22 protein-coding genes and 1 pseudogene are annotated in these 26,372 nt (G+C 55.2%); 18 read left to right on the top strand and 5 right to left on the bottom strand.

Annotated features, from left to right (window positions below; translation table 11 throughout):
* Positions 1–72 precede the first annotated feature (72 nt).
* From EI77_RS07335 to EI77_RS07360, 6 genes are all read left to right on the top strand, one after another.
* The gene (locus EI77_RS07335) at positions 73–1,890 is read left to right on the top strand and encodes a sensor histidine kinase (protein ID WP_166647100.1); all 1,818 of its coding nucleotides are present in this window, start codon (positions 73–75) and stop codon (positions 1,888–1,890) included.
* The gene (locus EI77_RS07340) at positions 1,887–2,330 is read left to right on the top strand and encodes a response regulator (RefSeq protein ID WP_133794210.1); all 444 of its coding nucleotides are present in this window, start codon (positions 1,887–1,889) and stop codon (positions 2,328–2,330) included. The genes EI77_RS07335 and EI77_RS07340 overlap by 4 nt, the downstream gene beginning before the upstream one ends.
* The gene (locus EI77_RS07345) at positions 2,327–3,373 is read left to right on the top strand and encodes a GAF domain-containing protein (protein WP_133794212.1); all 1,047 of its coding nucleotides are present in this window, start codon (positions 2,327–2,329) and stop codon (positions 3,371–3,373) included. Before EI77_RS07340 ends, EI77_RS07345 begins: the two co-directional genes overlap by 4 nt.
* A 2-nt stretch (positions 3,374–3,375) precedes the next feature.
* Positions 3,376–6,924 carry a PAS domain S-box protein gene (locus EI77_RS07350; RefSeq protein WP_133794214.1) on the top strand — a complete coding sequence of 1,183 codons (3,549 nt, stop codon included), beginning with the start codon at positions 3,376–3,378 and terminating at the stop codon, positions 6,922–6,924.
* A 91-nt stretch (positions 6,925–7,015) separates the two neighbouring features.
* The gene (gene mpl, locus EI77_RS07355) at positions 7,016–8,395 is read left to right on the top strand and encodes a UDP-N-acetylmuramate:L-alanyl-gamma-D-glutamyl-meso-diaminopimelate ligase (protein WP_133794216.1); all 1,380 of its coding nucleotides are present in this window, start codon (positions 7,016–7,018) and stop codon (positions 8,393–8,395) included.
* A gap of 207 nt (positions 8,396–8,602) precedes the next feature.
* Positions 8,603–10,090: a glycoside hydrolase family protein gene (locus EI77_RS07360; protein WP_133794218.1), complete on the top strand. Its 1,488-nt coding sequence runs from the start codon at positions 8,603–8,605 to the stop codon at positions 10,088–10,090.
* A gap of 8 nt (positions 10,091–10,098) precedes the next feature.
* Here the strand turns inward: EI77_RS07360 and EI77_RS07365 are convergent, their stop codons facing one another.
* Positions 10,099–11,556 carry an enolase-like domain-containing protein gene (locus EI77_RS07365; RefSeq protein ID WP_133794220.1) on the bottom strand — a complete coding sequence of 486 codons (1,458 nt, stop codon included), beginning with the start codon at positions 11,554–11,556 and terminating at the stop codon, positions 10,099–10,101.
* Positions 11,557–11,684: 128 nt separating this feature from the next.
* Here EI77_RS07365 and EI77_RS07370 point away from each other — a divergent pair, with 128 nt between their 5' ends.
* From EI77_RS07370 to EI77_RS24075, 3 genes and pseudogenes are all read left to right on the top strand, one after another.
* Positions 11,685–12,371: an SGNH/GDSL hydrolase family protein gene (locus tag EI77_RS07370; protein ID WP_133794222.1), complete on the top strand. Its 687-nt coding sequence runs from the start codon at positions 11,685–11,687 to the stop codon at positions 12,369–12,371.
* A 75-nt stretch (positions 12,372–12,446) separates the two neighbouring features.
* A complete protein-coding gene (locus EI77_RS07375) occupies positions 12,447–12,965 on the top strand; it encodes a YkgJ family cysteine cluster protein (protein ID WP_133794224.1) in 519 nt (172 codons plus the stop codon).
* A 60-nt stretch (positions 12,966–13,025) separates the two neighbouring features.
* A pseudogene (locus EI77_RS24075) lies at positions 13,026–13,247 on the top strand (VF530 family protein); the annotation flags it as partial.
* Positions 13,248–13,416: 169 nt separating this feature from the next.
* Here the strand turns inward: EI77_RS24075 and folD are convergent.
* Positions 13,417–14,292 carry a bifunctional methylenetetrahydrofolate dehydrogenase/methenyltetrahydrofolate cyclohydrolase FolD gene (gene folD / locus EI77_RS07385; protein WP_133794226.1) on the bottom strand — a complete coding sequence of 292 codons (876 nt, stop codon included), beginning with the start codon at positions 14,290–14,292 and terminating at the stop codon, positions 13,417–13,419.
* A 484-nt stretch (positions 14,293–14,776) separates the two neighbouring features.
* On the opposite strand from folD, the gene EI77_RS07390 reads away from it, so the two are divergent.
* From EI77_RS07390 to EI77_RS07410, 5 genes are all read left to right on the top strand, one after another.
* Entirely contained in the window at positions 14,777–15,274 is a 498-nt protein-coding gene (locus EI77_RS07390; protein ID WP_133794228.1) for a Spy/CpxP family protein refolding chaperone, read from the top strand.
* An 86-nt stretch (positions 15,275–15,360) separates the two neighbouring features.
* A complete protein-coding gene (locus EI77_RS07395; RefSeq protein ID WP_133794230.1) occupies positions 15,361–15,945 on the top strand; it encodes an RNA polymerase sigma factor in 585 nt (194 codons plus the stop codon).
* Positions 15,926–16,225, top strand: a complete 300-nt coding sequence (locus EI77_RS07400; protein ID WP_133794232.1) for a hypothetical protein — start codon at positions 15,926–15,928, stop codon at positions 16,223–16,225. The genes EI77_RS07395 and EI77_RS07400 overlap by 20 nt, the downstream gene beginning before the upstream one ends.
* On the top strand, positions 16,222–16,659 hold the full coding sequence (locus EI77_RS07405; protein WP_133794233.1) for a hypothetical protein: 438 nt from the start codon (positions 16,222–16,224) through the stop codon (positions 16,657–16,659). The genes EI77_RS07400 and EI77_RS07405 overlap by 4 nt, the downstream gene beginning before the upstream one ends.
* Before the next feature lie 114 nt (positions 16,660–16,773).
* Complete coding sequence (locus tag EI77_RS07410; RefSeq protein WP_133794235.1) at positions 16,774–18,036, top strand: polysaccharide pyruvyl transferase family protein; 1,263 nt, start codon at positions 16,774–16,776, stop codon at positions 18,034–18,036.
* A 54-nt stretch (positions 18,037–18,090) separates the two neighbouring features.
* Here the strand turns inward: EI77_RS07410 and EI77_RS07415 are convergent, their stop codons facing one another.
* Positions 18,091–19,443, bottom strand: a complete 1,353-nt coding sequence (locus EI77_RS07415) for an AI-2E family transporter (RefSeq protein WP_133794237.1) — start codon at positions 19,441–19,443, stop codon at positions 18,091–18,093.
* 158 nt (positions 19,444–19,601) lie between these two features.
* Here EI77_RS07415 and EI77_RS07420 point away from each other — a divergent pair, with 158 nt between their 5' ends.
* From EI77_RS07420 to EI77_RS07430, 3 genes are all read left to right on the top strand, one after another.
* Positions 19,602–20,723, top strand: a complete 1,122-nt coding sequence (locus tag EI77_RS07420; RefSeq protein WP_133794239.1) for a glycerate kinase — start codon at positions 19,602–19,604, stop codon at positions 20,721–20,723.
* A gap of 87 nt (positions 20,724–20,810) precedes the next feature.
* Complete coding sequence (fabD, locus tag EI77_RS07425; protein WP_133794241.1) at positions 20,811–21,743, top strand: ACP S-malonyltransferase; 933 nt, start codon at positions 20,811–20,813, stop codon at positions 21,741–21,743.
* A gap of 94 nt (positions 21,744–21,837) precedes the next feature.
* On the top strand, positions 21,838–22,371 hold the full coding sequence (locus tag EI77_RS07430; RefSeq protein ID WP_133794243.1) for a hypothetical protein: 534 nt from the start codon (positions 21,838–21,840) through the stop codon (positions 22,369–22,371).
* Positions 22,372–22,393: 22 nt separating this feature from the next.
* Here EI77_RS07430 and EI77_RS07435 read toward each other — a convergent pair whose 3' ends face one another.
* Positions 22,394–23,596: a magnesium transporter gene (locus tag EI77_RS07435; protein WP_133794245.1), complete on the bottom strand. Its 1,203-nt coding sequence runs from the start codon at positions 23,594–23,596 to the stop codon at positions 22,394–22,396.
* Positions 23,597–23,720: 124 nt separating this feature from the next.
* Here EI77_RS07435 and EI77_RS07440 point away from each other — a divergent pair, with 124 nt between their 5' ends.
* On the top strand, positions 23,721–24,308 hold the full coding sequence (locus EI77_RS07440) for a hypothetical protein (protein ID WP_133794247.1): 588 nt from the start codon (positions 23,721–23,723) through the stop codon (positions 24,306–24,308).
* 21 nt (positions 24,309–24,329) lie between these two features.
* Here the strand turns inward: EI77_RS07440 and EI77_RS07445 are convergent, their stop codons facing one another.
* Positions 24,330–26,342, bottom strand: coding sequence for an ATP-dependent helicase (locus EI77_RS07445; RefSeq protein ID WP_133794249.1), 2,013 nt, complete (start codon positions 26,340–26,342; stop codon positions 24,330–24,332).
* Between the last annotated feature and the right edge of the window lie 30 nt (positions 26,343–26,372).

Genomic DNA, 26,372 nt, shown 5'->3' on the forward strand with positions numbered 1-26,372 from the left:
GGGGTATTGGTGCTTATAGGGTGGGCATTGGATGTTGATAAACTGAAGCGGGTCATCCCGGGATTGGTTTCCATGAATCCGGTCACCGCACTGCTCTTTATCCTGGCGGGAACGGGGCTATGGCTAAAAAGTGGCGGACGAACATCTGAAGCCAAGCTTTTGGCTGGAGGTGTGCTGGCCGTCGGGCTGGTCCGGCTTGTGGGCTATGTGATGGACATTGATGTAGGGATAGATCAATGGCTTTTCCCGACAAAACTTGAAAATGACCAGCCATCGTTTCCCAATCGGATGTCGCCCAATGCAGCTTTAAACTTCGTGTTGTTCGGGTGCGGGCTGTTGCTGATGGACGGGACATCGGCCGTGCGGAGAAGGACTGCGGAGTTCTTTGCGCTGCTTGTGGGTTTTATCTCACTGCTGGCATTGCTGGGGTATGCGTATCAGGTCAATTGGCTTTATGGAGTGACGTACTTCATTCCCATGGCGCTGCATACGGCAGCTCTTTTTCATCTGATCGCTTTCGGGATGCTCTGCCTTTGTCCGAGCGAGGGAAAGATTGCGTTTATTCTGGGTGACAGTCCTGGTGGGGCCTTAGTGAGGCATCTTTTCCCGGTCGTGGTGCCTGGGCTGGTCCTTTTGGGCTGGTTGCGGCTGGAGGGGGAGCGGAACGGCTATTTTGCGGCGGATATGGGCACCACTTTATATACAATCGTGGCCCTTTGTATGGTGAGTGCGCTTATCTGGTGGAGCGCCCTTTCACTGCATCGTACAGATAAAGCTCGCCAACATGTGGAGGCGGAATTGAAGCGGTTTTTCACCCTGTCACTGGATGCGCTCTGCATCATCGGGCGGGATGGATATTTTAAGCGGGTGAACCCTGTCTTCATGCAGGCGCTGGGCTACACTGAGGATGAAATTTTAACACGTCCGGTGATGGATTTCATTCATCCCGATGACCGGGAAAAAACGGAGCACGAGCTGGCCAGGGTCGCCGCAGGAGTGTCTGTGGAGCATTTTGAAAACCGCTATCGCTGCAAGGATGGCACCTGGAGATGGCTTTGGTGGAAAGGGCAGTTTTTGGAGACTGAGAAACTGATCTATGGGACTGGCCGCGATGTGACTGAGTTGAAAAAAACCCAGGAGGAAATCCGGGAGCTCAATTCGACATTGCAGGAGCGTGCTACTCAATTGGATGCCTCGAATCAGGAGCTGGAAGCCTTCAGCTATTCGGTCTCCCATGATTTACGCGCACCGCTCCGAGGGATATCAGGCTTTACACAAGCACTGGAGGAACATGCAGGGAAGTCTTTGGATGAAACTGGACGAAGCTATTTGGCGAGGGTCCGTCGTGCGGCAGAAAGGATGGGTTTTTTGATTGATGATCTGCTTAAGCTTTCACGCCTGACGCGTGCGGAGATGAAGTTAGAAACCGTGGATCTGAGTCCCATGGCCGAGTCCATTTTGACTCAACTCAGCCAGAACGAGCCTCAAAGGCAGGTGCAGTGGAAGGTCACGCCAGGAATTCTGGTGAATGCCGATGCTGCACTGATGCGTGTCTTGCTGGAAAATCTGCTGGAGAATGCCTGGAAATTCACTTCCAAAAATCCGGCTGCGTTGATTGAGGTAGGAATTCTGGAAACCGACGGGAGTGCTATGGGCGGCTACGTGCGTGACAATGGCGTGGGATTTGACATGCGTTATGCCTCCAAGCTGTTTGGCGCGTTTCAAAGGTTGCACTCAATGATTGAATTTCCAGGGACCGGGATAGGGCTGGCGACAGTGCAGCGGGTGGTCCGCCGCCATGGCGGGCGTGTCTGGGCAGATGCCGAACTAAATGTAGGTTCGACATTTTATTTCGAGGTTGGTAATGATAAATCTAAGACTCCTGTATGAATTCCAAGGTCATTTTATTGGTGGAAGACAATCCCGACGATGAGGAACTGACCCTCATGGCGCTGAAGAAGAACAACATTCTGAACGAAGTTGTTGTGGCTCGGGACGGAGTCGAAGCTTTGGAGTTTTTGTTCGGGGAAGGGCCGGAGTCCTTTGTCCAGAGACGTGTCATGCCGACCATTATTCTGCTGGATCTCAAGCTGCCAAAGGTGGATGGCCTGGAAGTCTTAAAACGCATCCGTGGTGATGCGCGCACGTGCATGCTGCCGGTGGTGATTCTGACTTCCTCCCGTGAGGAGAGCGATCTCCTGGAAAGTTATTCGTTAGGCTGCAACAGCTACGTCAGAAAGCCGGTGGATTTCGCCCAATTTGTGGAAGCTACCCGGCAACTGGGACTCTACTGGCTCTTGCTCAATGAAGGACCTCCTTTGAAGTCATGAAACCGCTGCGCCTTCTGCTTGTAGAAGATTCCGATGATGATGCGCTGCTGATCCTGCAGTGGCTGCACCGTCACGGATTCGCATGTGAGACGAAGCAGGTGATGTCGGCGGCTGATCTGAAAGCTGCTTTAGGGGAGGATCGGTGGGACATTATTTTATGCGATTATGTCATGCCTGGTTTTGATGGGCTGGCTGCGCTGCAAATTGTCAAAGATCATGGGGCGGATATTCCTGTGATCATCGTCTCTGGTACCGTGGGTGAGGATGTTGCAGTGGCTTCGCTAAAACATGGTGCTCAGGATTACATTCTGAAGCAAAATCTCACCCGTCTGGGGCCGGCTGTAGAGAGCGAGCTGGGGTCGGCTTCTGAGCGCAGGTATACCCGTTTGCTGGAATCTGTGGCCAGCAGCCATTCTGAAGTGCTGGAGATGATTTTGAACGGCTCCGCCCTGAAACCTATCTTGGACTACATCGTCTCTCGGGTCGAAGAACTGAGCCAGAACGGTGCTTTGTGCTCCATCCTCCTAACGAATGATTCGGGTACCTTTTTGATGCCGGGCTCATCCCCCAGCATGCCGGAGGCTTATAACAAAGTGATTACGCCGTTAAAGATCGGCGCTGAAATTGGCACTTGTGGGCGTGCTGCGGCGCTGAAAGAGACCGTCATTACGGAGGATATCACGGTGCACCCGAACTGGGGCAGTGTGAAAGAGATCGTTCAGGAGTGTGGACTGAAGTCTTGCTGGTCGGTGCCCGTGTTCTCATCGGGAAGAGAGGTGGTGGGCACCATGGCCATCTATTACCGCAATCCGCGAGTGCCTACGGCGGAAGAATTACGCTGGGTGGAGTCAGCGGCCCGGCTCGTGGGGGTGGCTATCGAGCGTGGTCGCTCTGAAGTGCAAATACGTGAACAGCTCGACGAGTTGTTGCGCTGGCAAAATGCCATGCTAAACCGTGAAGACCGCGTGCAGCAATTAAAAGGCGAGGTAAATGAATTGCTCCTACGCCTGGGGGAAACTATCCGTTACCCCAGTCAGGCCTGATCATGAAAGCACCGATTCCCGAAGACGAAGAAGAAAGACTCGCCGTTCTGCGTGAGTACGAAATTCTGGATACGATGGAGGAGGCAGCCTTCAATGAGCTCACTGAACTGGCTGCTCATATCTGCCGGACCCCAATGGCGGCCATTTCCCTGATTGATAGGGATCGTCAGTGGTTCAAGGCTCAAATTGGAATGGATGAGAAGGAGACACCCAGGGATCTGGCGTTTTGTGCGCATGCGATCATGACCAAGGACCGGGTCATGATTGTCAATGACGCGAGCCAGGATGAGCGTTTTGTCGATCATCCGATGGTGAGCGGTGACCCAAGTATCCGCTTTTATGCGGGAGCACCGTTGTTAGCCCGCGGAAATCAGCCCCTGGGAACCTTATGTGTGATTGGCCGTGAGCCTCAGGAACTGACTTTAAGCCAGACTGCGGCATTAAACGCACTGAGCAGGAATGTGGTGGCCCAGATGGAATTGCGAATTCATTCGCAGAGATTGCGACAGGAAGTGACAGAAAAAGGTCGCATCGCGGAGCAACTGCAGGAGCAGAATGAGCAGCTCATCCGCAGTGAAAAAGAGACCGGCCGCCTGCTGGAACTGGCTGAAAAATCACGCAATGCACTGCTGAGTGTTTTGGAGGATGAGCAACGACTGGCTCGTGAATTGCGCCGCTGGGCAGATGCATTTGAAAACTGCGCTCAGGGTATTTTGATCTGCACTCCTGCTAATGAGAGTATTTTTGCCTGCAACAGCGCCCTTGCCAGTCTGCATGGACAGCCTGCGGATGAAATCGCAGGTCTGACATTGCTATCATTGTTTGCTCCAGGTAATCAATTAAAGGTGCAACAATTCATCCATGAAGCGGATGAAAGTGGGCAGGTGCGCTTCGAACTGCCAATGTTGCGCGCCAATGGATCAAGTTATGATGCTCAGGTGGACTTGGTCAGCGTGCGTGATGCAGAGGGGGAGCCTCTCTACTGGGTGGTGACGATTCAGGATATCTCGGCGCGGAAAACGGCAGACCTCTTACTGGCGCGGACGAACAGGGCATTAAAACTGATGTCCGCATGCAATGAGTCGCTGGTGCATGCCACTGATGAGCAGCATTTATTGGCGGAGGTGTGCAGGCTGGCGGTGGATATTGGTGGATACCGTCTGGCCTGGGTAGGCTATGCACTGCATGATGAGGCGCATTCCATCCGGCCGATGGCCAATGCCGGACATGAAGCAGGGTATTTGAGTGAAATCAGCCTAAGCTGGTCAGAGTTTGCCGCGACGGGGAGAGGCCCGGCTGCCAGGAGCATTCGCAGCGGCCAGATGGTGATCTGCCAAGACATTGAAGCTGAATCCGAAGGCTTTTTTTGGAAGGAGGCGGCGCTGTCCCGAGGATACCGCAGCATCATTTGCCTCCCCCTGCGGGATGAGAACCGCACTTTTGGACTGCTGGCACTGTATGCCTCCGAGGTTCAGGAAGTCGGGCAAGATGAGATCAAGCTGCTCCAGGAAATGGCGGAGGATCTGGCCTTTGGTATCCGCCATTTGCGCAGCCGTCAGGAGCGTCAGCGCATGCAGGATGTGGTGCTGAAGGTTTCCCAGGCTGTATCCGCCGGGCATGGGGAGGATTTTTTCCAGTCTCTCACACGTAACATGGTGGAGGCGTTGGATGCGGATGGTGGGGTCATTGGCCGCCTGGACCCAGAGAAGCGCCAGAGCATTGAAACACGGGCTCTGTTTTTGCATGGCCAGTTTCAGGAAAATATAAGCTACATTTTGCCTGGCACCCCGTGTGAGGGGGTGAGCCTGGGCTATACGAGCATTTTTGAAAGCAGCGTCCAGAGTCAGTTTCCTGAAGACTTGTGGCTGAAGGGCCACGGCATTGAGGCTTATGCGGGGATACCTTTGCTGGATACTCAGATGAGGGTGAACGGGATCATGGCAGTCTTTTACCGGAAACCGCTGGAGCAGGTATCCCTGGTTCATTCGACCTTAAAAATCTTTGCTGCGCGTGTGGCGGATGAACTGGAACGTCAGGAGGCCGATGAGCGCATCCGTGAGCAGGCCTCCCTTTTGGACAAAGCGCAGGATGCCATTTTGGTGAGAGATCTGAACCATCGCGTCACTTACTGGAATAAAAGCGCCGAAGCCCTTTATGGCTGGTCTGCCGAAGAGGTGCTGGGCAAACCGGTGACCGACGTTTTTTACCAGGAAACGATGGCTTTTAATGCCGCTATTCAGCAGTTGTTTGAAGAGGGGGAATGGGTCGGAGAATTGGACCAGTTTTCCAAAGACGGCACGCCACTGACCATTGAGTGCCGGTGGACGATGGTGAATGATTCTGCGGGTAAGCCGAAATCGGTCCTTTGCATCAATACCGACATCACGGAGAAGAAAAAGCTGGAGCAGCAGTTTCTAAGAGCCCAGCGGATGGAAAGCATCGGAACTCTGGCGGGAGGCATTGCTCATGACTTGAACAATGTCCTGGCGCCTATCATGATGGCCATTGACTTGCTCAAGATGACGGTCACTTCCCAATCGGGACAAGACATCCTTTCCACGATTTCACAAAGTGCCCAACGTGGTGCTGATATGGTGAATCAGGTGCTTTCGTTTGCCCGTGGAATGGAGGGAAGACGCATGGAAGTCTATGCACATGCGCTCATCCGCGACATCGAAAAAATTGCGAGGGATACTTTCCCCAAAAACATTCAGATCTTCACCCAATATGAGGATGGGCTATGGCCTGTCGTCGGTGATCCCACACAGTTGCATCAGGTATTGCTGAATCTTTGCGTGAATGCGCGGGATGCGATGCCGGATGGCGGTTCCATCGTGGTGAGTGCGAGCAATGAAAGGCTGGATGAAAGCTATGCTGCCATGCATTTGGAAGCTCAGCCCGGACCTTATCTGAAGATTCAGGTGAAGGATACGGGGACGGGTATTCCACAGGCAATCATTGAGCAGATTTTTGATCCGTTTTTTACCACCAAGGAATTGGGGAAAGGGACTGGCCTGGGGCTTTCTACATCACTGGCGATTGTGAAAAGTCACGGAGGTTTTATCCAGGTGGAAAGCGAAGGCGGCAGGGGCAGCCAGTTCAGGCTTTACCTGCCAGCTTTCGAGACGAGTGGCACGGTGGCTGAAGAATCACGAATCGAAGAAATGCCACGTGGCCGGGGCGAAACGGTACTGGTGGTGGATGATGAGAAAACGATCCGCGAGATCACTCAGCAGACACTGGAGGCCTTTGGATACAAGGCACTGCTGGCCGCTGACGGGGCGGAGGCGGTGACTCTCTATGCCCAGCATCGGGCATCCGTGTCCATCGTGCTGACGGATATGATGATGCCTGTGATGGACGGACCTGCGACGATCAAAGTGCTGCGGAACATCAATCCATCTCTGAAAATCATCGCTGCCAGCGGTATTTCCACCAATGAGGCGGTGACCAAGGCTGCCGGGCAGGGAGTCAAACATTTCGTTTCCAAGCCTTACACAGCAGAATCGCTGCTGCGAGTATTGAGGGAGTGCCTGGACGGGGAGGGGTAAGGTTAGGAAATCTCCCAGGAATCTTCTTGCCCGCCACCGGTCTTGCCCTACTTGAGGAGGCATCCGCTCCTGGACGGGGGCGGCCTTCGACATGTCCTCCTCCAAGCATCTTCATTTTATTGGCATCTGCGGCACGGCCATGGGCTCCACCGCAGCGGCTCTCCGCGCTCTCGGCTACACCATCTCAGGTTCGGATGAGAAAGTTTATCCTCCCATGTCAGACGTTCTGCGGGACGCCGGGATCACCCTGACGGAGGGTTACCGGGCTGAAAATCTGCCTGCGACCGCCAACCTGTATGTGGTTGGCAATGCCATTTCACGTGGTAACGAAGAACTGGAAACGCTGTTGGAGCGCAAGCTGCCTTATGTTTCCATGGCGGAGCTTCTCAAAACAGAAGTCATTCAGGGGAAGCGCAGTTTCGTCGTCAGCGGCACCCATGGTAAAACGACCACGAGCACCATGCTGGCCTGGATCTTTGAACACGCCGGGAAGAATCCGGGATTCATGATCGGCGGTGTGCCGGAGAATTTTGTCAGCGGCGCACGCTTCAATCACAGCGACCTCTTTGTTATCGAGGGGGACGAATACGACACGGCTTACTTCGATAAGCGTTCCAAATTCCTGCATTACCTGCCGGAATGTGCCATCGTGAATAACATTGAGTTTGATCACGCGGACATCTTCTCCGACCTCGCTGCCATCCTGCTGACCTTTCAGCGCCTGCTGAACAGCGTGCCGCGTAACGGGCTGGTGCTCCTGAATGGTGATGACAAGAATTGCCTGTCGCTGAAAAGCTACTCCCCCGTGAAGACGGTCGGGCTTGGCCAGGAATGCAGCGAGCGTATTCACATCACGGAGGCCAGTCCAGAAGGCACGGCTTTTGAGATCAATGGCGTGCCATTCAGCGTGCCCATGATCGGCGAATTTAACGTGCGCAATGCGGCGATGTGCATCTGCGCCGCGCGTCATGCGGGTCTAACCGATGATGAAATCCGCGCAGGGCTGGAGAGCTTCAAAGGCATCCGTCGTCGCCAGCAGGTACGTGGTGTCGCCGGTGGAGTGACCGTGATGGATGACTTTGGGCATCATCCAACGGCTCTCCGTGAGACGTTGCGGGGGCTGCGGCAGAAGTATCCCGGCCAGCGCCTTTGGGCCGTGTTTGAACCACGCTCGAACACCAGCCGACGCAATCTTTTGCAGAACGAACTGATTGAAGCTTTGAAGGAAGCTGACGGATCTGTCATCGCAGCGGTGGCCAATCCGGAAAAGGTGGCTGAGGCAGAGAGACTGGATACGGCGAAGGTGGCGCAAAGCGTCAGTCAGGCTGGTAAAGCCTGTTTTTTTGAGCCGAATACCGATGCCATTGTGGCCCGCTTGAAGGCAGAAACCAAGCCCGGGGATGTGATCGTGATCTTCAGCAATGGAGGCTTCGACGGTATTCACGGCAAGCTGCTGACCGCGCTGGCTTAGGTCCCGGCAAAGTGTGACGGTGACAGGTCGAAATAGATGGGGGCGTTTCGGCGTTACCCATTCCCTGTCATGCTTCATCGCCGTCAATTTATCAAATCCACTGCTGCTGCTATGTTGGCGGCACCTTTGGCCCGAGCTCAGTCAGCTCGGACCAAGGCTCCGTTTCGGGTCATTTACAGCAATGACACGACGAATATATCGAGCTGCGTGAGCCCATTTCACAAAGCTCGGGAGCCGTTTCGTGCGACGATGCTGGAGGCCACGGTGGATGAGGTGGCAGGACTGGTGGATGCACATTTTTTACAGCCCGGATTGGGCATGGTGCCCATGTGGCCCAGCAAAGTGATGCCGCTGGAGCCTCATTATGCGTGGATCAAAGAACGCTATGGCGTAGGGCCGGATTCATTTGGCAACTTTGTCATGAGAGGCGGGGATGTGGTGCAGGTCTTTGTGGACCGCTGCCACAAGACCAACCAAGCGGCCTTTGTGTCCTTCCGCCTCAACGATGCGCATCACAAGGAATTCACCCATCCTAAGCCAGGTGACAAACCTGGAAGCAGCATGGGCATGAGCGTGACCCGGCATTATGTGGATCATCCTGAATACCTCTTCAAACCTGATTCCAAACGCGGCATGGACTTGGTTCAAAACTGGATCCATGAAGATGTGCGTGCGCAGAAGCTGGCCCTGATCACCGAACTCTGTGAGAACTACGATCTGGATGGTCTGGAGCTGGATTACATGCGCATTTACAGTTTCTTTGATGCGGAAAAGACGTCGTTGGAGCAGCGGCAGGCCATCATGACTGGGTTTGTAAAACAGGTGAGGCAGGCCCTGGACCGCACGGAGCGTAACGGTAAACGTCGCTGGCTTTGCGTACGTGTTCCTTGTCTAGTGAAGGGGCTGGATGCCCTGGGACTGGACCTGCCTGCCATGGTGGGAAGCGGTGTGGATATGGTGAACATTTCAGCCAGCTACTTCACCACTCAGCAGATGGATTTGGCCGAGATCCGTGCGCGGGTGCCAGAGACTGCCGCCCTGTATGTGGAGATGTGTCATTCCATCGCCAACGGTAGCAAACTGGTGCCTGGCTACGACACCTTTACCTTTCGCCGGGCCACTCAAGAGCAGTATGAGACCACGGCGCATCTGGCCTATGCTCGGGGTGCCGATGGAGTGAGCCTGTTTAACTTTGCCTACTATCGTGAACACGGGGGCCCTGGGCGCGGGCCTTTCGCAGAGCCTCCCTTTGCAGCCATCAAGCAATTGGATGAGCCTGCCAAACTGGCAGTGAAAGCGCAGCACTGGTTTTTAGCGACGGGTTGGAACAATCCCTATGTGCGGCCCCCCATTCTGCCTCGCAGTCTGAAAGAGAAAGCGCGGACCCAGTTTGAGCTGGACATGGCTCCGCCTGCGGATGGCTGGAAAGGGCAGGGAAGGTTACGTCTTCAAGCGGATGCCACGTTGGCGGGACGAACCATCGCGGCACGATGCAATGGGACAGATCTACAGCCTTCCAACGATGTGGAGGAGCTATTTGAAAATCCTTATCCTTCTCTGTTAGGCAAGCCGGAAACGATGCGTGCCTGGGCAGTGCCTGCATCGGTTTTGCGTGACGGTAAAAATGTTTTCGAGTTTATGCATCAAGGCGGCAAGCCGGTAACGCTGGAATATATGGATGTAAGAATGGGTTGAGAGAGCTGTTATAATTGAGCCATACCTCCCTCCTTGATCCATGTATTGAGTGGGAGCAGGGCGTCTGTGTTTAGATCAATGCCACAACCGAAAGGCGCGGCATTGACGCTGCCCAGATTCAGCCGTCCTTTTTGGATATCCAGGGTCGGGAATCCGGCTGAATGCTGACGGTAAAGATCGGGATGGCATTTTAAGGCATCGTTTTGAACCGCCTCTGAGTGCATGGACAGGCCGCGGAAGTAATGATGGCCATTGCGTTCCACATGCGTCACTCCGAGAGCTGCCATCATCGCCAGGTCCTGAAGCAGGGCCATGGGACCGACATTGGCCAGATCCTCTCCACTGAGGATGAGCGGACGTTTTGTTTGACCTGCCCGCGTTTTTAAAAGAGCAGCATTGGCCAGACCTTTGATGATGCCTTTGCAGTTCTTGTGACTGGTGCCGCTGTAGCCCAGTGCCAGACCACGGGGCAAGTCCGACAACGCACTGTCAGATTCATCGATGATCACACCCGGGCCATCATGCCACTCCGCAAGGGAAACGGCGACGTCATCTTTCAGCGCATGGTTGCGGTGCAACGGCTGCTCAATGAGGAGGAGGTTCTGGAAAAGTGGGCTGAGGGTGGCATCGGCGCGGAGTGCTTCATAGAACTCACGAAAGGCGGCTAGATTCTCGAACTGCTCATTTCCATCCAGGGTGATGTGGAAATGGGAACCGCATTCTTCGGTCAGAATGGCGGTGATTTCACGCAAGCGTGGGAGGTCAGTTTCAGATTGACCGCAGACTTTGATTTTAAAATAGGACAGCCCATAGGCGCGGATGGATTCATCCAGCGCGTGGGGCAGGCCGTCGTGAAGCTGTTCATCGGCAGGGATGTCTTTTGAACGCAGTGGATCGCCCAGGCCGACCGTATGGCGAATGGCGATGCTGGAAAGTGGCTGCGGGGAGAGGACATCTTGAACGTGGATGCCCCGAAGCTCGTCATGAATGTCCCCCAGCTGAATGGCGAGACTCTCGGAGCCTAACAAACGATGAAGAGGAGTGGAGGAGGCTTTGCACAACCCATCTAGCACAGCGCGCTCCATGAGGCTGACGCCCAGATTGGCAAGCAGGGAAGGTATCTGTTTGACGGCGGCCCAGCGTGCCTGTTCCTGATAAAGCTCCTGCCACCAGGGGAAATAGCGGATCGGGGCCGCCGAGGCTAGGCGCGCGAGCCGGGAGGCATTCTGGATGACGGCCAGCATTTCGGCCAGATCCAGCTCGAAACTGGTGGCGGGGTCTTTGGTAAACCATTTGGGCGGCAGACCTTCGCTAGCCATACCACTGACCGGTTTCCCATCCACGCTGAGGATGGCAGTGACGAACAGATGTGGAAGGGCGCTCATGCTCGCGATGCCATACTTAAACGGAAACCGTGTGCGCATGGGCAGCACATGAAAGCGGACGTCTTGAATCTGAAATTGCATAGCTTCCAATCAATGCAGGCCGGTCGAAGTTGCATGCCTTTTCGGATGCGATGGCAGGATATGCCATGTTGGGCAGTCACGGATTATCCTTGTCAGTTTTCAGCAGATTGGCTCAAATTGGATCAACCATGAAACTCCGCCTGCTGCTTTCACTTGTCGCCCTTTCTCTGCTGACTCCATGCCTGGCCCAGGAGCCGAAAGCAGAGGCCAAGAAACGCGTCCCGAATCCGTCTGTGGTTCCTGTGGAGGATGTGGCAGGGCTGCCGCGTGTGCTCCTCATCGGTGATTCCATTTCCATGGGATACACGCTGCCCGTGCGCAAACTGCTGGAAGGCGTGGCCAATGTGCACCGTATCCCACAGAATGGCGGGCCGACCAAAAACGGCATCGCCAACATCGAAAAATGGCTGGGCAAGGGCAAATGGGATGTGATTCATTTCAACTGGGGTATCCACGATCTCAAAGTCATGCCGGATGGTAAACGCCAAGTGGAGCCAGCCGATTATGAAGCCAATCTGCGCACACTGGTGGCCCGCATGAAACAGACAGGTGCCAAGCTCATCTGGGCGACGATTACGCCCATTCCTGAAGGTCCGCTGAATCCACCGCGTGAGTTTGGTGAGGTGTCGGTTTACAACGGTATTGCTGAAAAAGTGATGAAGGAAAACGGTGTGACCATCAATGATCTGAATGCGTGGATCTCACCAAAACTGGCTGAGATGCAGAAACCGAAGGATGTCCATTATCATGACAGCGGCTCCGATTACCTGGCCGAAAAAGTGGCGCAGGAGATCAAAGCGGCTTTGGGCAAGTGATCCAATCCTGAGGAGGACCGGGGCGGCTATGCCTTCACTTGCATTGGCGTTGCCCGGCCTTCATGCTGGGAGTTCATGTCTGAGCCTGAATTCACTGCTGCCGCATCCCGTCTTTGCACGGCCTGCGGCATGTGCTGCAACGGTGTTCTGTTTCACATTGTGAGATTGCAGCCGTCAGATTCGGTGAAGGGATTGGAGGCACTGGGCATGAAGCTGAACCGGAAAAAACGGGAGCCTTATTTTAATCAGCCCTGCCGTTTTCTCCAGGATTGCTGCTGCACAATTTATGAGGCGCGACCGCTCCGATGCCGCATGTTTGAATGCCGGCAAATCAAGGGATTGGCCAATGGCGAGATCTCGGAGACCGAGGCTGCGGCGAAAATCACCGAGGTTCGGCGACAGGTAGCACTGATTGAGAGCCTGCTCATGGAGCAAGGAAATGCGGAAAAGCAGAGGCCCCTGATGGAGCGCTGCACACAGGTTTTGCAAGAGAAGGGGAAAGAGGCACCCGCAGCACTTCTGGAGGCTCTAAGGGCCCTTCATGAATTGTTGAATGATTCTTTTAGACTGGAACCGGTGGAACTGGGGGTCTGAAAGGCAGGCCGGATCGCTCAAGCTACTGGACAGACGCGCCAAATGATCCACCTGTCTGGGATGCACGCAGCAGGCCCCAAAAATCCGCTTCACGGAATCACTCTCGAAAAGATGGTGACCGATCTCCAGGCTCATTACGGATGGGATATGCTCGGCCGAATGATCAAGGTGAACTGCTTTAACTGGCAGCCCAGCATCAAATCCAGTTTGGTCTTTCTGCGCAAGACACCGTGGGCACGGCAGAAGGTGGAAGAGTTGTATGTGGATTCACTGCCTGATCTTAAGGCCGTGGCCGAAGGGCGCATGGCCCCCATGAATGACGAGGCGGAGAAGACACCTGAAGATTTCTCCGAAGAGCCGTTGCCATCCCCGAATGATGAGATGGACAAAGCTCCCGAGGCAACGCCTCAGGAACCTTGAGCCAATCATAACGGGCGGGCCTGCCTCGGTATTATCCGATCTGTTTGCAGGCCTTGATAGTATTGGCGATCAGCATGGCAATGGTCATCGGGCCGACGCCGCCAGGAACCGGTGTAATGGCCTTGCATAGCGGTGCCACTTCATCAAAGGCGACATCGCCGACCAGTTTGTAGCCTTTCGGTGTATCTGGGGCCTCGACACGGTTAATGCCGACATCAATGACAACGGCACCTTCACGGACGTGCTCGGCCTTGAGAAATTCGGGCCGGCCAATGGCGGCAATGATGATGTCAGCCTGTTTCGTGATGGATGCTAGGTCGCGTGTGCGGGAGTGGGCCACGGTGACGGTGGCGTCTCCGCCAGGGCCTTTGGCCATGAGCAGGAGAGCCATCGGCTTGCCCACGATCATGCTGCGACCGAGGACGACGACGTTTGCACCTTTGGTTTCGATGCCGGCATCCATGAGCAGCCGCTGGCAGCCCAGAGGGGTGCAGGGAACAAATCCGCTGGAGTCTTCCAAGGCCAGCTTGGCGACGTTCATGGGGTGAAAGCCGTCCACATCTTTGGCTGGGTCAATGGCCCGGACGATGGCAGCTTCGTCAATATGAGTGGGCGGTGGACTTTGGACCAGGATGCCGTGAATGGCGGGATCGTTGTTCAGCGTCTGGACGTGGGCCAGTAGCTCTTCCTGGGTGGTGCTGGCGGGCAGTTCCAGCTTGATCGAGTGGAGACCCAGGTCACGGCATTTTTTATCCTTGGATCGTACATAAGCGCGGGAGGCCGGGTCCTCACCCACCAGGACCACGGCCAGCCCAGGCTTCTTCCCGGCGGCTGCGAGTTCCGCGATATCACGGCGGCATTCTTCGAGGACTTTTTCAGCGACAGCGGTTCCAGAGATCAATTGCATCCCTTTTGGTGACGCAGGGCGGCCCGCCCGTCAACGATCTCCCGAAAACTTTCTGTAACCGGTTCCTGCCTCCCGGCATTTGGGTGGGTGAGTGCAATGACTGTGCTCATGCCAAAACAAACCTCAAAATTAATCAATTCCATGAAAACATTCCTCATCATTTTGGGCCTGGGAGCATTCTCCACGTTGGGGGCCAGTGCTCGCGATATTTGCCGTGTTACGACAGTTCATCCCGGTCCGGTCGTGGTGACGCGCCATTCCCATGGGATCATTCTGCCACGCCTCTTTCCTAGAAGGACAGTCGTGGTCACTCGGCCATTGGTTTACGCAGCGCCAGCATCTCATCATGTCGTGACCACCGGTAGCGGACACAGTACCACAAGCGTTTACACTGGCCCTCAAGGCCAAACCACAAGCGTGACTAAAACCACCACCCGCAACTGATTCGGGGGCATCGTTGTTAACTTCTTTCCTTATCAATCCGATGAAAAAGTTTTTTCTTATTCTTTCAATGGTCGCCCTGGCAATACCTGCCACCGCATTGCCAAAACTCGGAGCCATGCGTGATATCGGGGAAGGCATTCTCCCTGAGGCGGCGCGAGGTTCTGTTCGTGAAATCATCAAGACCGTGACCCGGCATGCCCTGAATTTCCGCAAGGAAGTGCCTTTGACGGATGAACAGCGTCAAAAAGTGGCCGCTGTCCTGGAATCCCATCGTGGCGAAGTCCGGGTTCTCGTCGAGCGTGGACGCTCCATTCGTGAAGCGTATGCAGAGGCGGTAAAGACTCATGGCCCAGATTCAAAGCAGACCCTTGAAGCTGCTGAACAGATTGGTTCCCTGGCCCGAGATCGCGCTCTGCTGTTTGCTAAAATAAGCGGTGAGACACGACCGCTGCTAACAGCCGAGCAGCAGAATCGGCTGGAGGCTGCGCGCCAGGAGATTGGCAATCTGGTGGATGCTGCCATTGCGGCTGCAAAGTGAATCATCGATGCGGTAGGTTAAAATGAAATGCGGATGGTGCCTGGGCACGAGCTCTGCGCACCATCCGCAATGTTTCTTCAAGCTCCATGTCGTCCCTTGATGTCAATGACCCGGATGTCCTGCTCATCCAGCAGGCGCAGATGGGGGATATGGATGCTTTTGATGAAATCGTCCGTCGCCACCAGCCTGGGATGACTGCTCTCCTCCATCGCTTTGCCCCTGCCACTGCAGATCTTGAGGATCTGGTACAGGAGACTTTTGTCAAAGCGTGGCATGCCTTGCCAACATGGCAGCCTGAAAAGCCCTTTCTGCACTGGTTAAAACGCATCGCGGTGCGCACGGGGCTGGAGTTTTACCGCCGCTGTCAGCGGTCACCTTTTTCCAGACTGGTTGAGCCTTCAGCAGATGGTCGGCATCCTTTGGATGCGGTGCCGGCGGGAAATCCTGACGGGCAGCAGGCAGCCGATGCTCTGGAGGAGGCGCAGTATATTCTTTCTTTTCTTTCGCCGGAGGACCGTGCTCTCCTGACGCTTTTATATCTTGAACAAATGCCGCTTTCAGAGATTGCCCAACATTATGGATGGAGCCGGATCAATGCGAAGGTGAAAGCCTTTCGCGCACGTAAACAATTACAGTCTCTTCTCAAACGTCATGGATACGAATTCCACTAAACCTCAATGGAATGCCCTTCTAAAAAAGGCGCAAGAAGCGCCTGTGCCTCCGGGTGTAGATGTGCGTTATTCAGTCCGCCAGCGCATTAGCCAACCGGCTCCACCGGATTCGCCCTCTAAAGTCTGGGATGAACTTGTCTCAATGGGCGGCTCCCGCTGGATGCAGGCAGCCCTGGCCGGTCTGGTATTCAGTGCCGGGTGGGTATGCTGGAATGAGTTCACCTCGTTGGACGAACTCGCTTTGGTATGGTCTTTGGATGCAACGTTTCTGAACTTATGAATTCTACTACAATCCCTGTGGCCGGACGTCCGGGACGTATGCGTGCCCTGTTACTTCTCGGACTGGTGTTTATCCTGGGTGCAGCTTGCGGGATCGGGGGCGGATTGATTTTCCTTCGTGGCCTCGCTCAGCGTACATGGGCGGGAGAAACGGGTGACAAAAGTCCTGTCGAACGGGTGACCAACAGTATAGAAAACCAAATGGCAAAGGAGCTGGACCTGACGCCTGAAGAGCGCTTGGCCGTGCGCAAGGAATTTGCCACGACCGTGGCCCAGTTTCGGGCTCTTCGTATCAAACTGCGGGAAGATTCGCGCAGCATTGTGGAGGATACGCTGTCCCGCCTGGAAAAGCAGATCCCTGAGGAAAAACGGGCAGGCCTACGGGAGAGGGCGGATGCACGATTGAGGCCGTGGGGCCTGATGCCAGAAGATTGATCGGGCTACGACAGATGCCTAGAGCAGGAGGCGGCTTCGTCAGCATCTTCGTTTGCCTTCTACCAATTTCTGTCCAAACGGAACAGGATACCGCCTTATTCTAGGCTACCTACCATGACCACACGCCGCTCTTTTATTTCTGCTGTGACCGCCGCGCTAGGCGGCTCTCTTCTCGCTGCCGATGGCAAAGCTAAAACCGTCCTGCTGATGTCCGCTTGGGATACCGTCAATATTGGAGACATCGGCCATACGCCTGGTACCTTGCACATCCTGGAGCAGCACCTGCCCGAAGTGAACGTCATCGTGTGGGCGAGGAAGCTGGATGAGCGCGTGACCGCCATGCTGAAAGCCCGCTTCCCAAAGGTGGTGCTTCTCCAGGGAGATCTGGCAGGCAAATCACCGCAGGATGAAGCGCTGCGCGCTGCCATTGGCCGCTGTGATCTGTTTATTCGTAATTCCGGGATGGGGCAGGACACTGCATGGATGAAGTACTGCAAGGAACTGGACAAGCCGTACGGAGTCTATGGGCAATCCTATTTTGAAACCATGGTCACTGGCGCAAATGGACCGGAAAACATGGCTCTGCTGAATGCGGCGTCATTCATCTACACTCGGGAAAGCCGCACTTTGAAGATGCTGCAAAAGGCAGGGGTCAAATGTCCGGTGCTGGAATTTGGTCCAGATGGATGTTTCGGCATTGATGTACTGGATGAAGAACGCGGGCTGGCGACGATGAAAAAGCTGGGCCTAGAAGATCGCAAATTTATCACCGTGCTGCTGCGCACAAATACTCCAAAAGCACCGGGAGTGGATGACAACCGGCCGCAAAAGCTCAATCCCCTGCATCCCACACCGGAACAGGTGGCCGATGATGAACGCCGCGCGGGCGTCTTTCGTGAACTGATCACGAAATGGGTTCAGACGACAGGAAACAAAGTTCTCATCGCACCGGAGACCTTCAAGGAGATGGGGCATAACAAACGATTGATCTTCGATCCACTGCCTCCGGAGATTCAAAAGCAGGTGGTGAACCTGGAATACTTTTGGAATGCGGATGAGGCGGCTTCCGTCTTTGCCCGTGCTCATACGGTCGTCTGTCATGAGCCGCATTCTCCCATCATTGCGCTGGCTAACGGCACACCCATTATTCATGCCTTCTCCGAGTTCCACGGACTGAAGTGCTGGATGTTTGAAGACATCGGTCTGAAGGAATGGTTGCTGGAGTTCGACGCCACTCCTGCGGAGGCGCTTTTCCAGACCGTCATGACCATTGACAAGGATTACCCTGCGGCGCTGGCCAAGGTTAAAAAGGCCATGGATTTTGTGAGGCAACGCCAGGCGGACACGATGAAAGTGGCCGGTAAAGTGCTGGCCTAACGAACAGCATTGCGGAGTTAATGGCTGGATGGGGCGGACAGATCGTCCGCTCCGTCAAACGACCTGTCGGGCGCCGCCGATTGTTCGGGGTGCGATGCGTGCCCGCCAGATGTAGCGCTGGAACAGCACCTTCAAACTGGCCGTGAGAGGTACAGCGAGGATGGCACCCAGAAGCCCGCCTAACAGAAGTGTCCAGACGAGGACGCTGGCGATGACGGTCATCGGATGTAGTCCGACCGCCTCCCCGACGATGCGGGGTGTGATGAAAAGAGCGTCAATTTGCTGCACGAGGATGAAGATCACGGAGACGGCCAAAGGCATGGCCCACCAAGGGTCTCCGGGGATAAGAGCGCTGCCGTTTTGCACCGCGCCAATGATGACCGCCGGGATCCAGCACAGGGCGATGCCTAAATAAGGAATGATTCCGGCCACGCACAGAGCCAAGCCAATCAGCAGTCCAAAGTCCAGACCGATGATCATCAGTCCAGCTCCCGTGGCGATGCCATTTATTACGCTGACAAAAAGCTGGCCACGGAAAAAGGCGATGAGATAACGGTTGATCTCATTGAGACAGGAGACCACTTCATCTTTAAATGCACTGGCACGCAGGGGTAGATAGTCGGACCATTGAGCCTTGATCTTGACGCTCTCAATCAGGAAGTAATAGAGATACAAGGGCACAATAATGAGAGAGAGGAGAAAGCCGAAAACGCCCAGGAAACCGCCAAAGGTGGACTTGATGAAATTCCATCCATTGCCCAATAATGTCGGAAGCGTGGTCTTGACCCATTCTCCGCTGAGGAGGGCACGGAGGTCGAAATCAAATGAACTTTCCGCTGCTGGTTCGGTCGTCGTATCAGGTGGCGATTCAGAAGTGGTGCCAGTGGCGGCGGCGATGGTGGGAGGTGCTTCAGGAGTAACGGCAGTCGCATCAGGAACCGCCGTGGCGGCGGGTGCCTTGGTGGTTTCATGAATCACTTCGGCAATCGGAGCGGGCAGGGGAATGCCATAATCCCGTTCCATGCGTGTGGCGAAGTCCAGGACTGCGGTGCGGGCTTTGACCGTATAGCCGGGCACTTTTTTCGCCAAATTGGACGTCTGTTCTCCGATCTTCGGAAGAATCCACCAGCCTAAACCCGCCAAAGCCAAGGTAAAGGCGGCAAAGATAATCAGCACGGCTGGTCGCCGCTTCAGGCCGCGTTTTTCTAGCCATGCCACCCCTGGGTCCAGTAGATAAGCCAGCACACCTGCCACGGCAAAAGGCATCAAAATGGGCTGAAGGAAACCGATGACCTGAGTCACTAAGTAGATGAAGCCAATGGCCAGGGCTCCAACAACGGTGATGGAAAGAGCCGTGATGGCCGTCCACAGGGAACTGCGCTGAAAGGCGGTGGGAAAGTTCTTCATGTGAAGGCTGAGTGGGAGAAGATAGAATGAGATTCGCGCTTGGCCACGACGAAGTCACTGTCGTCAAACTCTGACAGTAGAAAAAGGGCTCGTTTTTATCATCGTTCTGAATCAGCACCCGGAGTTGCCCCGTTGGCAGTCAACGCTAGCGTGAGCCGATGCGAGTACTCATTGCCAGCGATAAATACAAAGGATCCCTCACCGCCACGCAGGTGGCGCAGACGATCTCGCGAATTTTAGAGGAGACTATTCCCGGAATCGAATGTGATCTCTGCCCGATTGCGGACGGTGGCGAAGGTACGACGGAAGCGATGGTCACAGCCCTGGATGGAGCCTGGATCAAGATAGACACCCTAGATGCGCAGTCCCGGCCACGGCAGGCGAGTTATGGCTGGTGCGCAGGGCAGGCGGTGATGGAAATGAGTGCGGCCAGCGGTTTAGCTCTGGTCAATGATCTGTCTTTAAACCCGCACACGGCCAGCACTTATGGGACCGGTCTCATGTTGAAACATGCGCTGGAACAGGCCGCCACGCGCATCGTCATTGGCATCGGTGGCAGTGCCACCAACGATGCAGGTCTCGGCATGGCAGCTGCATTAGGCTACCAGTTTTTGGATGAAGCTGGGAATCGGGTGAAGCCCGTGCTGGATGAAGTTTTGCGCATGACAAAAGTGAAATGGGCGGGGTCAGATAAGCCTCCCGTTTTCTGTCCCATCCTGGTGGCCTGTGATGTGGATAATCCGCTGCTGGGGGTCAAAGGGGCCACTCAGGTTTATGGAGCACAGAAAGGTGTCAAAGAGACAGCGTGGTTCGAGGAGCGCCTGACGCATTTGGCTGATTTGGTGGCAAAGGATCTGGGGCAGGACCCGCGTGAAATTCCCGGGGCAGGGGCAGCCGGTGGGCTTGGCTGGGGACTGATGGCTTTTTGTGGAGCACAACTGACCAACGGATTTGACCTTGTTGCGGAACAAATCGGCCTGGAAGAGCGTGTGACTCAGGCTGACTTGGTCATCACTGGGGAAGGCAGGCTGGACGCGCAGACCTTGCATGGAAAAGGCCCCGTGGGCATTGCGCAGATGGCTCGGCGCTTGGGTAAAAAAGTCGCCGCTTTTGCCGGTGCAGTCGAAGACAGCTCGGAACTACAGGCTCAATTTGATTTCACTCGTGCCACCAAACCGGCGGACATGCCTCTGGCGGAGGCCATTGCGCGTGCTGAGGAACTCCTGGCGGCAGCCGTGCGGGAAAGCGAGGCTGAGATTCGCAGTTTACTGGGGCACTGAGTGCAATTTTCAGTTTTCAGGATTCAGTTTTCCGCCACTGTCACGATCTCACTTTTAGAAACAGAATTCGAAACAGATCCTCTCAAGATGCCAAAACAAGCCGTTCTCCTCTTCGCCGGTCAGGGTGCCCAAAAAGTAGGCATGGGTAAAGACCTCGCCGAAGCGTATCCCGCTGTCCGTGCCATGCTGGAACAGGCGGACGCGGCCATCGGCTATCCGTTGAGCCAGATCATGTTTGAAGGTCCCATGGAGGAGCTGACGAAAACCAGCCGCTGCCAGCCTGCTCTTTATACTCACGGTTTAGCTCTTCTGGAGGTCCTGAAGTCCAAGGTGCCAGACCTGGAATTCACCGCCACGGCGGGGCTCTCCCTGGGGGAATTTACGGCCCATGCGGCAGCAGGGACCTTTGATTTTGCTACGGGATTGAATCTGGTTTTTCAGCGCGGCAGCTTTATGGAAGAGGCCTGCGAGACCACCCGCGGAGCGATGCTGGCCATGATTGGTGGTGAGGAGACTGCCATTCGTGAACTGGCTGCGGAATGTGATGTGGATGTGGCCAATTTGAATGCACCTGGGCAGATCGTCCTCAGCGGCAGTGTGGAAGAAATCGAAGCGGCCGCCGCCAAGTCCAAGGATAAAGGGATCAAGCGTGCCATTCCCCTGCCTGTGGCTGGCGCCTATCACAGTCGTCTGATGAAAGGCGCTCAGGACAAACTGGCTATTGCCTTGGAGGCAGCCACGATTGTCAGTCCCGCTGTGCCTGTCGTGTGCAATTTCGAAGCTCGCACCGTGATTCGCCCGGAGGAGATCCGCGCCACCCTCACCGCTCAGGTCACGGGCAGTGTCCGCTGGGTGGAATCCATGCAGCATCTCATTGCGGAAGGGCATACTCTGTTCATTGAACTCGGACCTGATGCCACCCTGGCGGGTCTGATGGGGAAAATTGATAAATCGGTGAAAGTCATCTCCATCAAGGACACCGCGACCCTGGACGCCGCAGTCGCCGAACTGCTCGCATGAGAAGTTTGCACGCAGGCAGACCTTCCTCCACGATTAATAATGTGAACGACAAAACGCCGTTTTCGGCTATCGTTCTAGAATCCCCCATCCTGTTATGCTCGAAATTTTCGAAAGTCCTCTGAACACCTTTGTTATGGGCTTTGCCCTGGGTTCCGTCTTTTTAGTCATGGCCTATTTCAGCCACTGGAAGACCAAAGGTGAGTTCAAGCGTTATAAATCCCATCTCAGTGACAAACTGGAATTGGATGCCAAGCAGTTGCAGGATACCAACAAGGAGCGGGCCCGTCTTTCCCAGGAAAACGAGCATCTGCGTATCCAGGTGAATCGTCTCAATGAGCGGCCTGACAACAAACTCCAGCGTGAGCTGGAAGTGCTGGCCCGGGCGGAAAAACACATGCTCATCAATGCGCCAGGATTCGCTCCAGCGTGGGAAATGGCCAAATCCCAGGCTCTTTCACAGATGGAGACTGAGGAAAAAGGCATGTCCTTTCCGCAAAAGATCTTCCGCAAGCTCATCGGCCCAGGAACTGGCGGTAATGGCACTGCACTGACCGAAAACGCCAGCAGCAACGGCAATCATAACAAGTCTGGAGCCACAGAAACGGCCACGACGACGACTGCCGCCTGATCCTGGCGGTGTGGGTTTGCTTCTACACCAGGATGGTGGCCAGTCCCAGGAAGACGCCCATGCTGACCACATCCGTGGCGGTGGTGAGAAAGATGCTGGAAGCGGTGGCAGGGTCTGCACCCAGCTTCCGCAAGGCGAGGGGGATGAGGGCTCCGCAGAGTCCGCTGACGATGCAACTGGCGATCATCGAAAGCAGGACCACGATGCCGAGCATGATCGCGCTTGGATTCCCCAGCATGCGGGCATAAATAAACATGGCGATGCCGGCTGTGAGGCCGACCAGCATTCCGTTTAGAAGGCCCAAAGTCCCTTCTTTAATGACCAGTCGGCGTTCATCGCCATCCTTCAGGTCTCCCAGAGTCATGCCGCGCAAGGCCACGGCCAGGGCCTGACAACCTGTATTCCCCGATTGACCCGCCAGCACAGGTAAAAAAGCCGCGAGCAGGACGAGCCGGTCCAGCGTGGATTCAAAGTACCCGACGACACCGGCAGCTAGGAAGGCGGTGACCAGATTGATCTGGAGCCATGGATGGCGGAATTTCAGACTGTGCATGACCGGGGTACTGAGGCGTTCCTCATCATTCACCCCCATCATGGTACCTGCCTGGGCGCTGATCTCGATGGCGCGTGCTTCGAAAAGATTCTGTCCGCGCACAAGTCCTAACAGGCGTCCCTCGGCATCACACACAGGATAAACTGGCAGGTGGCGGTTGACCGTTTTTTGCATGGCCTCCGTGAGTTCCATGTCAGGCCGGAGGGCGAAGATGGTCGTATACATCACCTCGGAAAGCAGGGATTCCGGTTTCCCTAGCATGAGGTCACGGAAAACCAGCACTCCCAGCAGTTTGTTGGATTCATCGGTGACATAACCATAGGTGATGAAAGCGCGTTTGGTCAGCTTTCGCAGCGCTTCAATGGTGCCGCGCACCGTCATGGAGGGGCGGAAAACTGCCACCGGCGGTTCCATCAGCCAACCCACGGAATCCTCCGGGTATTCCCGGTTGCGCATCCACTGCCGGGCTTTTTCAATGGGGGCCGCAGCGATGATCGCACAGCGGTGCTCATCCGTCATTTCATGAAGGACCTGCTGGGCCACCATCGGGTTTAGCGCCTCCAGTACCCTTACACCAGCAGGAGCTGGCAGGGTTTCCAGGAGGTCGGCCGCGTCATAGGGCGCACGCTCACGTACGTCTTCGAGGAGGTTGGCATCAGCTTCCAATGTCATACTCAGGCAGTAAACCGAGGTTGAACGGCTGTCCAACATTGCCCCTTCAATGGGGAAAAAAGGTATCAAAACATCCGCGTGTTCCAGATTGACCGCTCACGAAAAGTGGAGGCATAATAAGGCTATGCGAGTACCCGCATTGATCTGCCTCTTGTTGATTTTCTGCACATCCGTGAAGTCGGAGGAAATCCCTCTGAATGATGTGACCATTGTTCCTGGTGTGCGAGTAGGGCCGATTGAAAAAGGCATCACTCTTTTTGGCCTGAAGACGCTTTTTGGAGGCGGTCAGGTGAAGGCGGCTGACATTGGCGTCGGGGAAGGGGAGACGCTTCCGGGAGCCAAGCTTTTTGAGGGAACCGACAAGGAGCTGGAGATCCTCTTCAATCCTGAAGGAGACGAAAAGGAAGTCTGGGATATCCGTGTCATCGGCAAGGGCTGGAAGTTCGAAAACGGGCTGAAACTGGGCCAGACACTCGAAGAGGTGGAGGCGATCAATGGTGCGCCTTTTATCGTGTTGGGTTTCGGCTGGGACTACGGCGGCTTTGCCAATTTTAAAGATGGCAAGCTGGACTCCAAAGTGGGGATCCGTTTTGGGACGGGTGATGCTGAGTTGGATGATTCACTGGTCGGGGATCGAGAGATACTTAGCACGGACAAAAAATTGCGTGCAGCTAAGCCCAAAGTGGAAACCATCAGCATCGTCTTCCGCTGAGGTATTCACCTCTTTATAAGATCACCAGCCACTGCGCACGTTCCACTTCTCCATGAGTTCCATGGGCACTTCAGTGATGAAGCGGCTGGGTTTCATGAGGATGTCTCCGTCGCGGGCTTGGTGGTTGATGAGCGGATAGGTCAGATAGAGCTCATCCTTGGCTCGCGTGACGGTGACGTAGAAAAGGCGGCGCTCCTCCTCCAGACCTGCGTCGCTTTCCTCAATGGCGCGTGCATGGGGGAACATGCCATCCGCCATCCAGACGGCAAAGACGGTGTGCCACTCTAGACCTTTGGCCTGATGGGCGGTTGTCAGTGTGACGGCATCCCGGTCCTGGGCCTGCTGGTCGGGCTTGTTGTCCGTATCCACGCCACTGAGGAGGGAGAGCTGGCTGAGGAATTCCAAAGGATCAGTGAATCGGACACTGTAGTTGCTGAGCTGCTCCAGGTCCTGCTGGCGCTGCTCGGCGTTTTTAAATTTGGACTTCATGTACTCTTCGTACACACCGTCATAAATGCTGCGGATCATCTCCGGCGGGGTGGCTACCTTTCCATCCACAATGAGTTCATCCAGGGTATAGGCGAACTGGTCCCAGGTTTCCCGGGCTTTCTTCGGCACGGACATGGGGATGAGCAGATCGGAAAATTTGCCAGTCATCACCTCGGACTGGGAGGCTTCGGTTTTAAGCCACTCATTCCAGACCTTGGTGGCACTGGCACCGCCGATGCCGGGAATGAGCTTCACCATGCGCATGAAGCTGACTTCATCCCGCCTGTTGACGGCAAATTTCATGAAGGCGGCCACGTCTTTCACATGCGCTTGCTCAAAGAAACGCAGACCGCTGGTGATCTGGAATGGGATGCCGCGATTGGTCAGCTCCATCTGGATTTCCATGCTGTGGAAATGGGCGCGGTAGAGCACGGCGATTTCATTTAACTCAACGCCTTCATCTTGAAGTTCGAGGATGCGCTGGGCGATGAATGAGGCCTGAGCGCTGCCATTGTCCAAGGGCACCAGGGCAGGAAGCTGACCCTTCAGTGGACGTGCAGGCAGCAGGTTCTTGCGGATCTGAGCGCGATTGTTGGCAATGGAGGCATTGGCCAGTTCAAGCACTTCAGGGACACTTCGATAATTGACCTCAATTTTATGCACGGTGGCCCGGGGCCAGTAATCGTGGAATTCCAGGATGTTTTTGACATCCGCACCGCGCCAGGAATAAATGGACTGCGCGTCATCCCCGACGACCATCAGATTGCCATCACGGCCGGTGAGCATTTCGATGAATTGGCACTGCAGGCTGTTGGTATCCTGATACTCATCCACCAGGACGAATTCAAACTGGCTGCGGTAACGCTCCTGGAGATCCTCGTTTTCTTTGAGCAGTCGCAGGGATTGGCTGAGCAGGTCGTCGAAATCCATGCAGTTGGTTTCGACCTTCTTGTCCTGATAAAGCTTGCGGATGCGGATGATCTGATCGGCAATCTTTTCGAAATAAGGATAGCGGGTCAGGATGATCTCCTCCAGCCGCATGCAGGTATTGTCCGCCATGGAGAAGATATCTCCGATCACTTCGGCCTTGGGGAAGCGAAAGCCTGCTGTGTCGATGCCACTGCTGCTGATGACGGTTTCCATGAGGTCCTTCTGATCCTCGCGATCCATGATGGAGAAGCCTTTTCGGTAGCCGAGGCGTTCAGCATTCCAGCGCAGCAGCTTGTTGCCGATGCTGTGAAAGGTACCGCTCCAGAGCCGTTGTGTATCGAGGGGGACGAGGGAGGTCACCCGCTCCAGCATTTCCCGTGCGGCTTTGTTGGTGAAGGTGAGCAGCAGGATCTGGTCTGGCAGCACACCATTGTCCAGGAGCCAGGCTACACGATAGGTCAGAGTGCGTGTTTTCCCTGAGCCAGCCCCTGCGATGACGAGCGTCTGTCCCGGTGGGGCCGTCACGGCAGCATACTGCTGCTCATTGAGCTCCGCTTTGTAGTCTATGCGGGGGGCTGCATGGGCGGCGGTGTGCAGGGTGTATTCGCGAGGCATGGGAAAGGGAACGTGCTCAGTGCTCAGGCG

Origin of the sequence: Prosthecobacter fusiformis, from assembly GCF_004364345.1 — a bacterium.
Taxonomy (GTDB): domain Bacteria; phylum Verrucomicrobiota; class Verrucomicrobiia; order Verrucomicrobiales; family Verrucomicrobiaceae; genus Prosthecobacter; species Prosthecobacter fusiformis.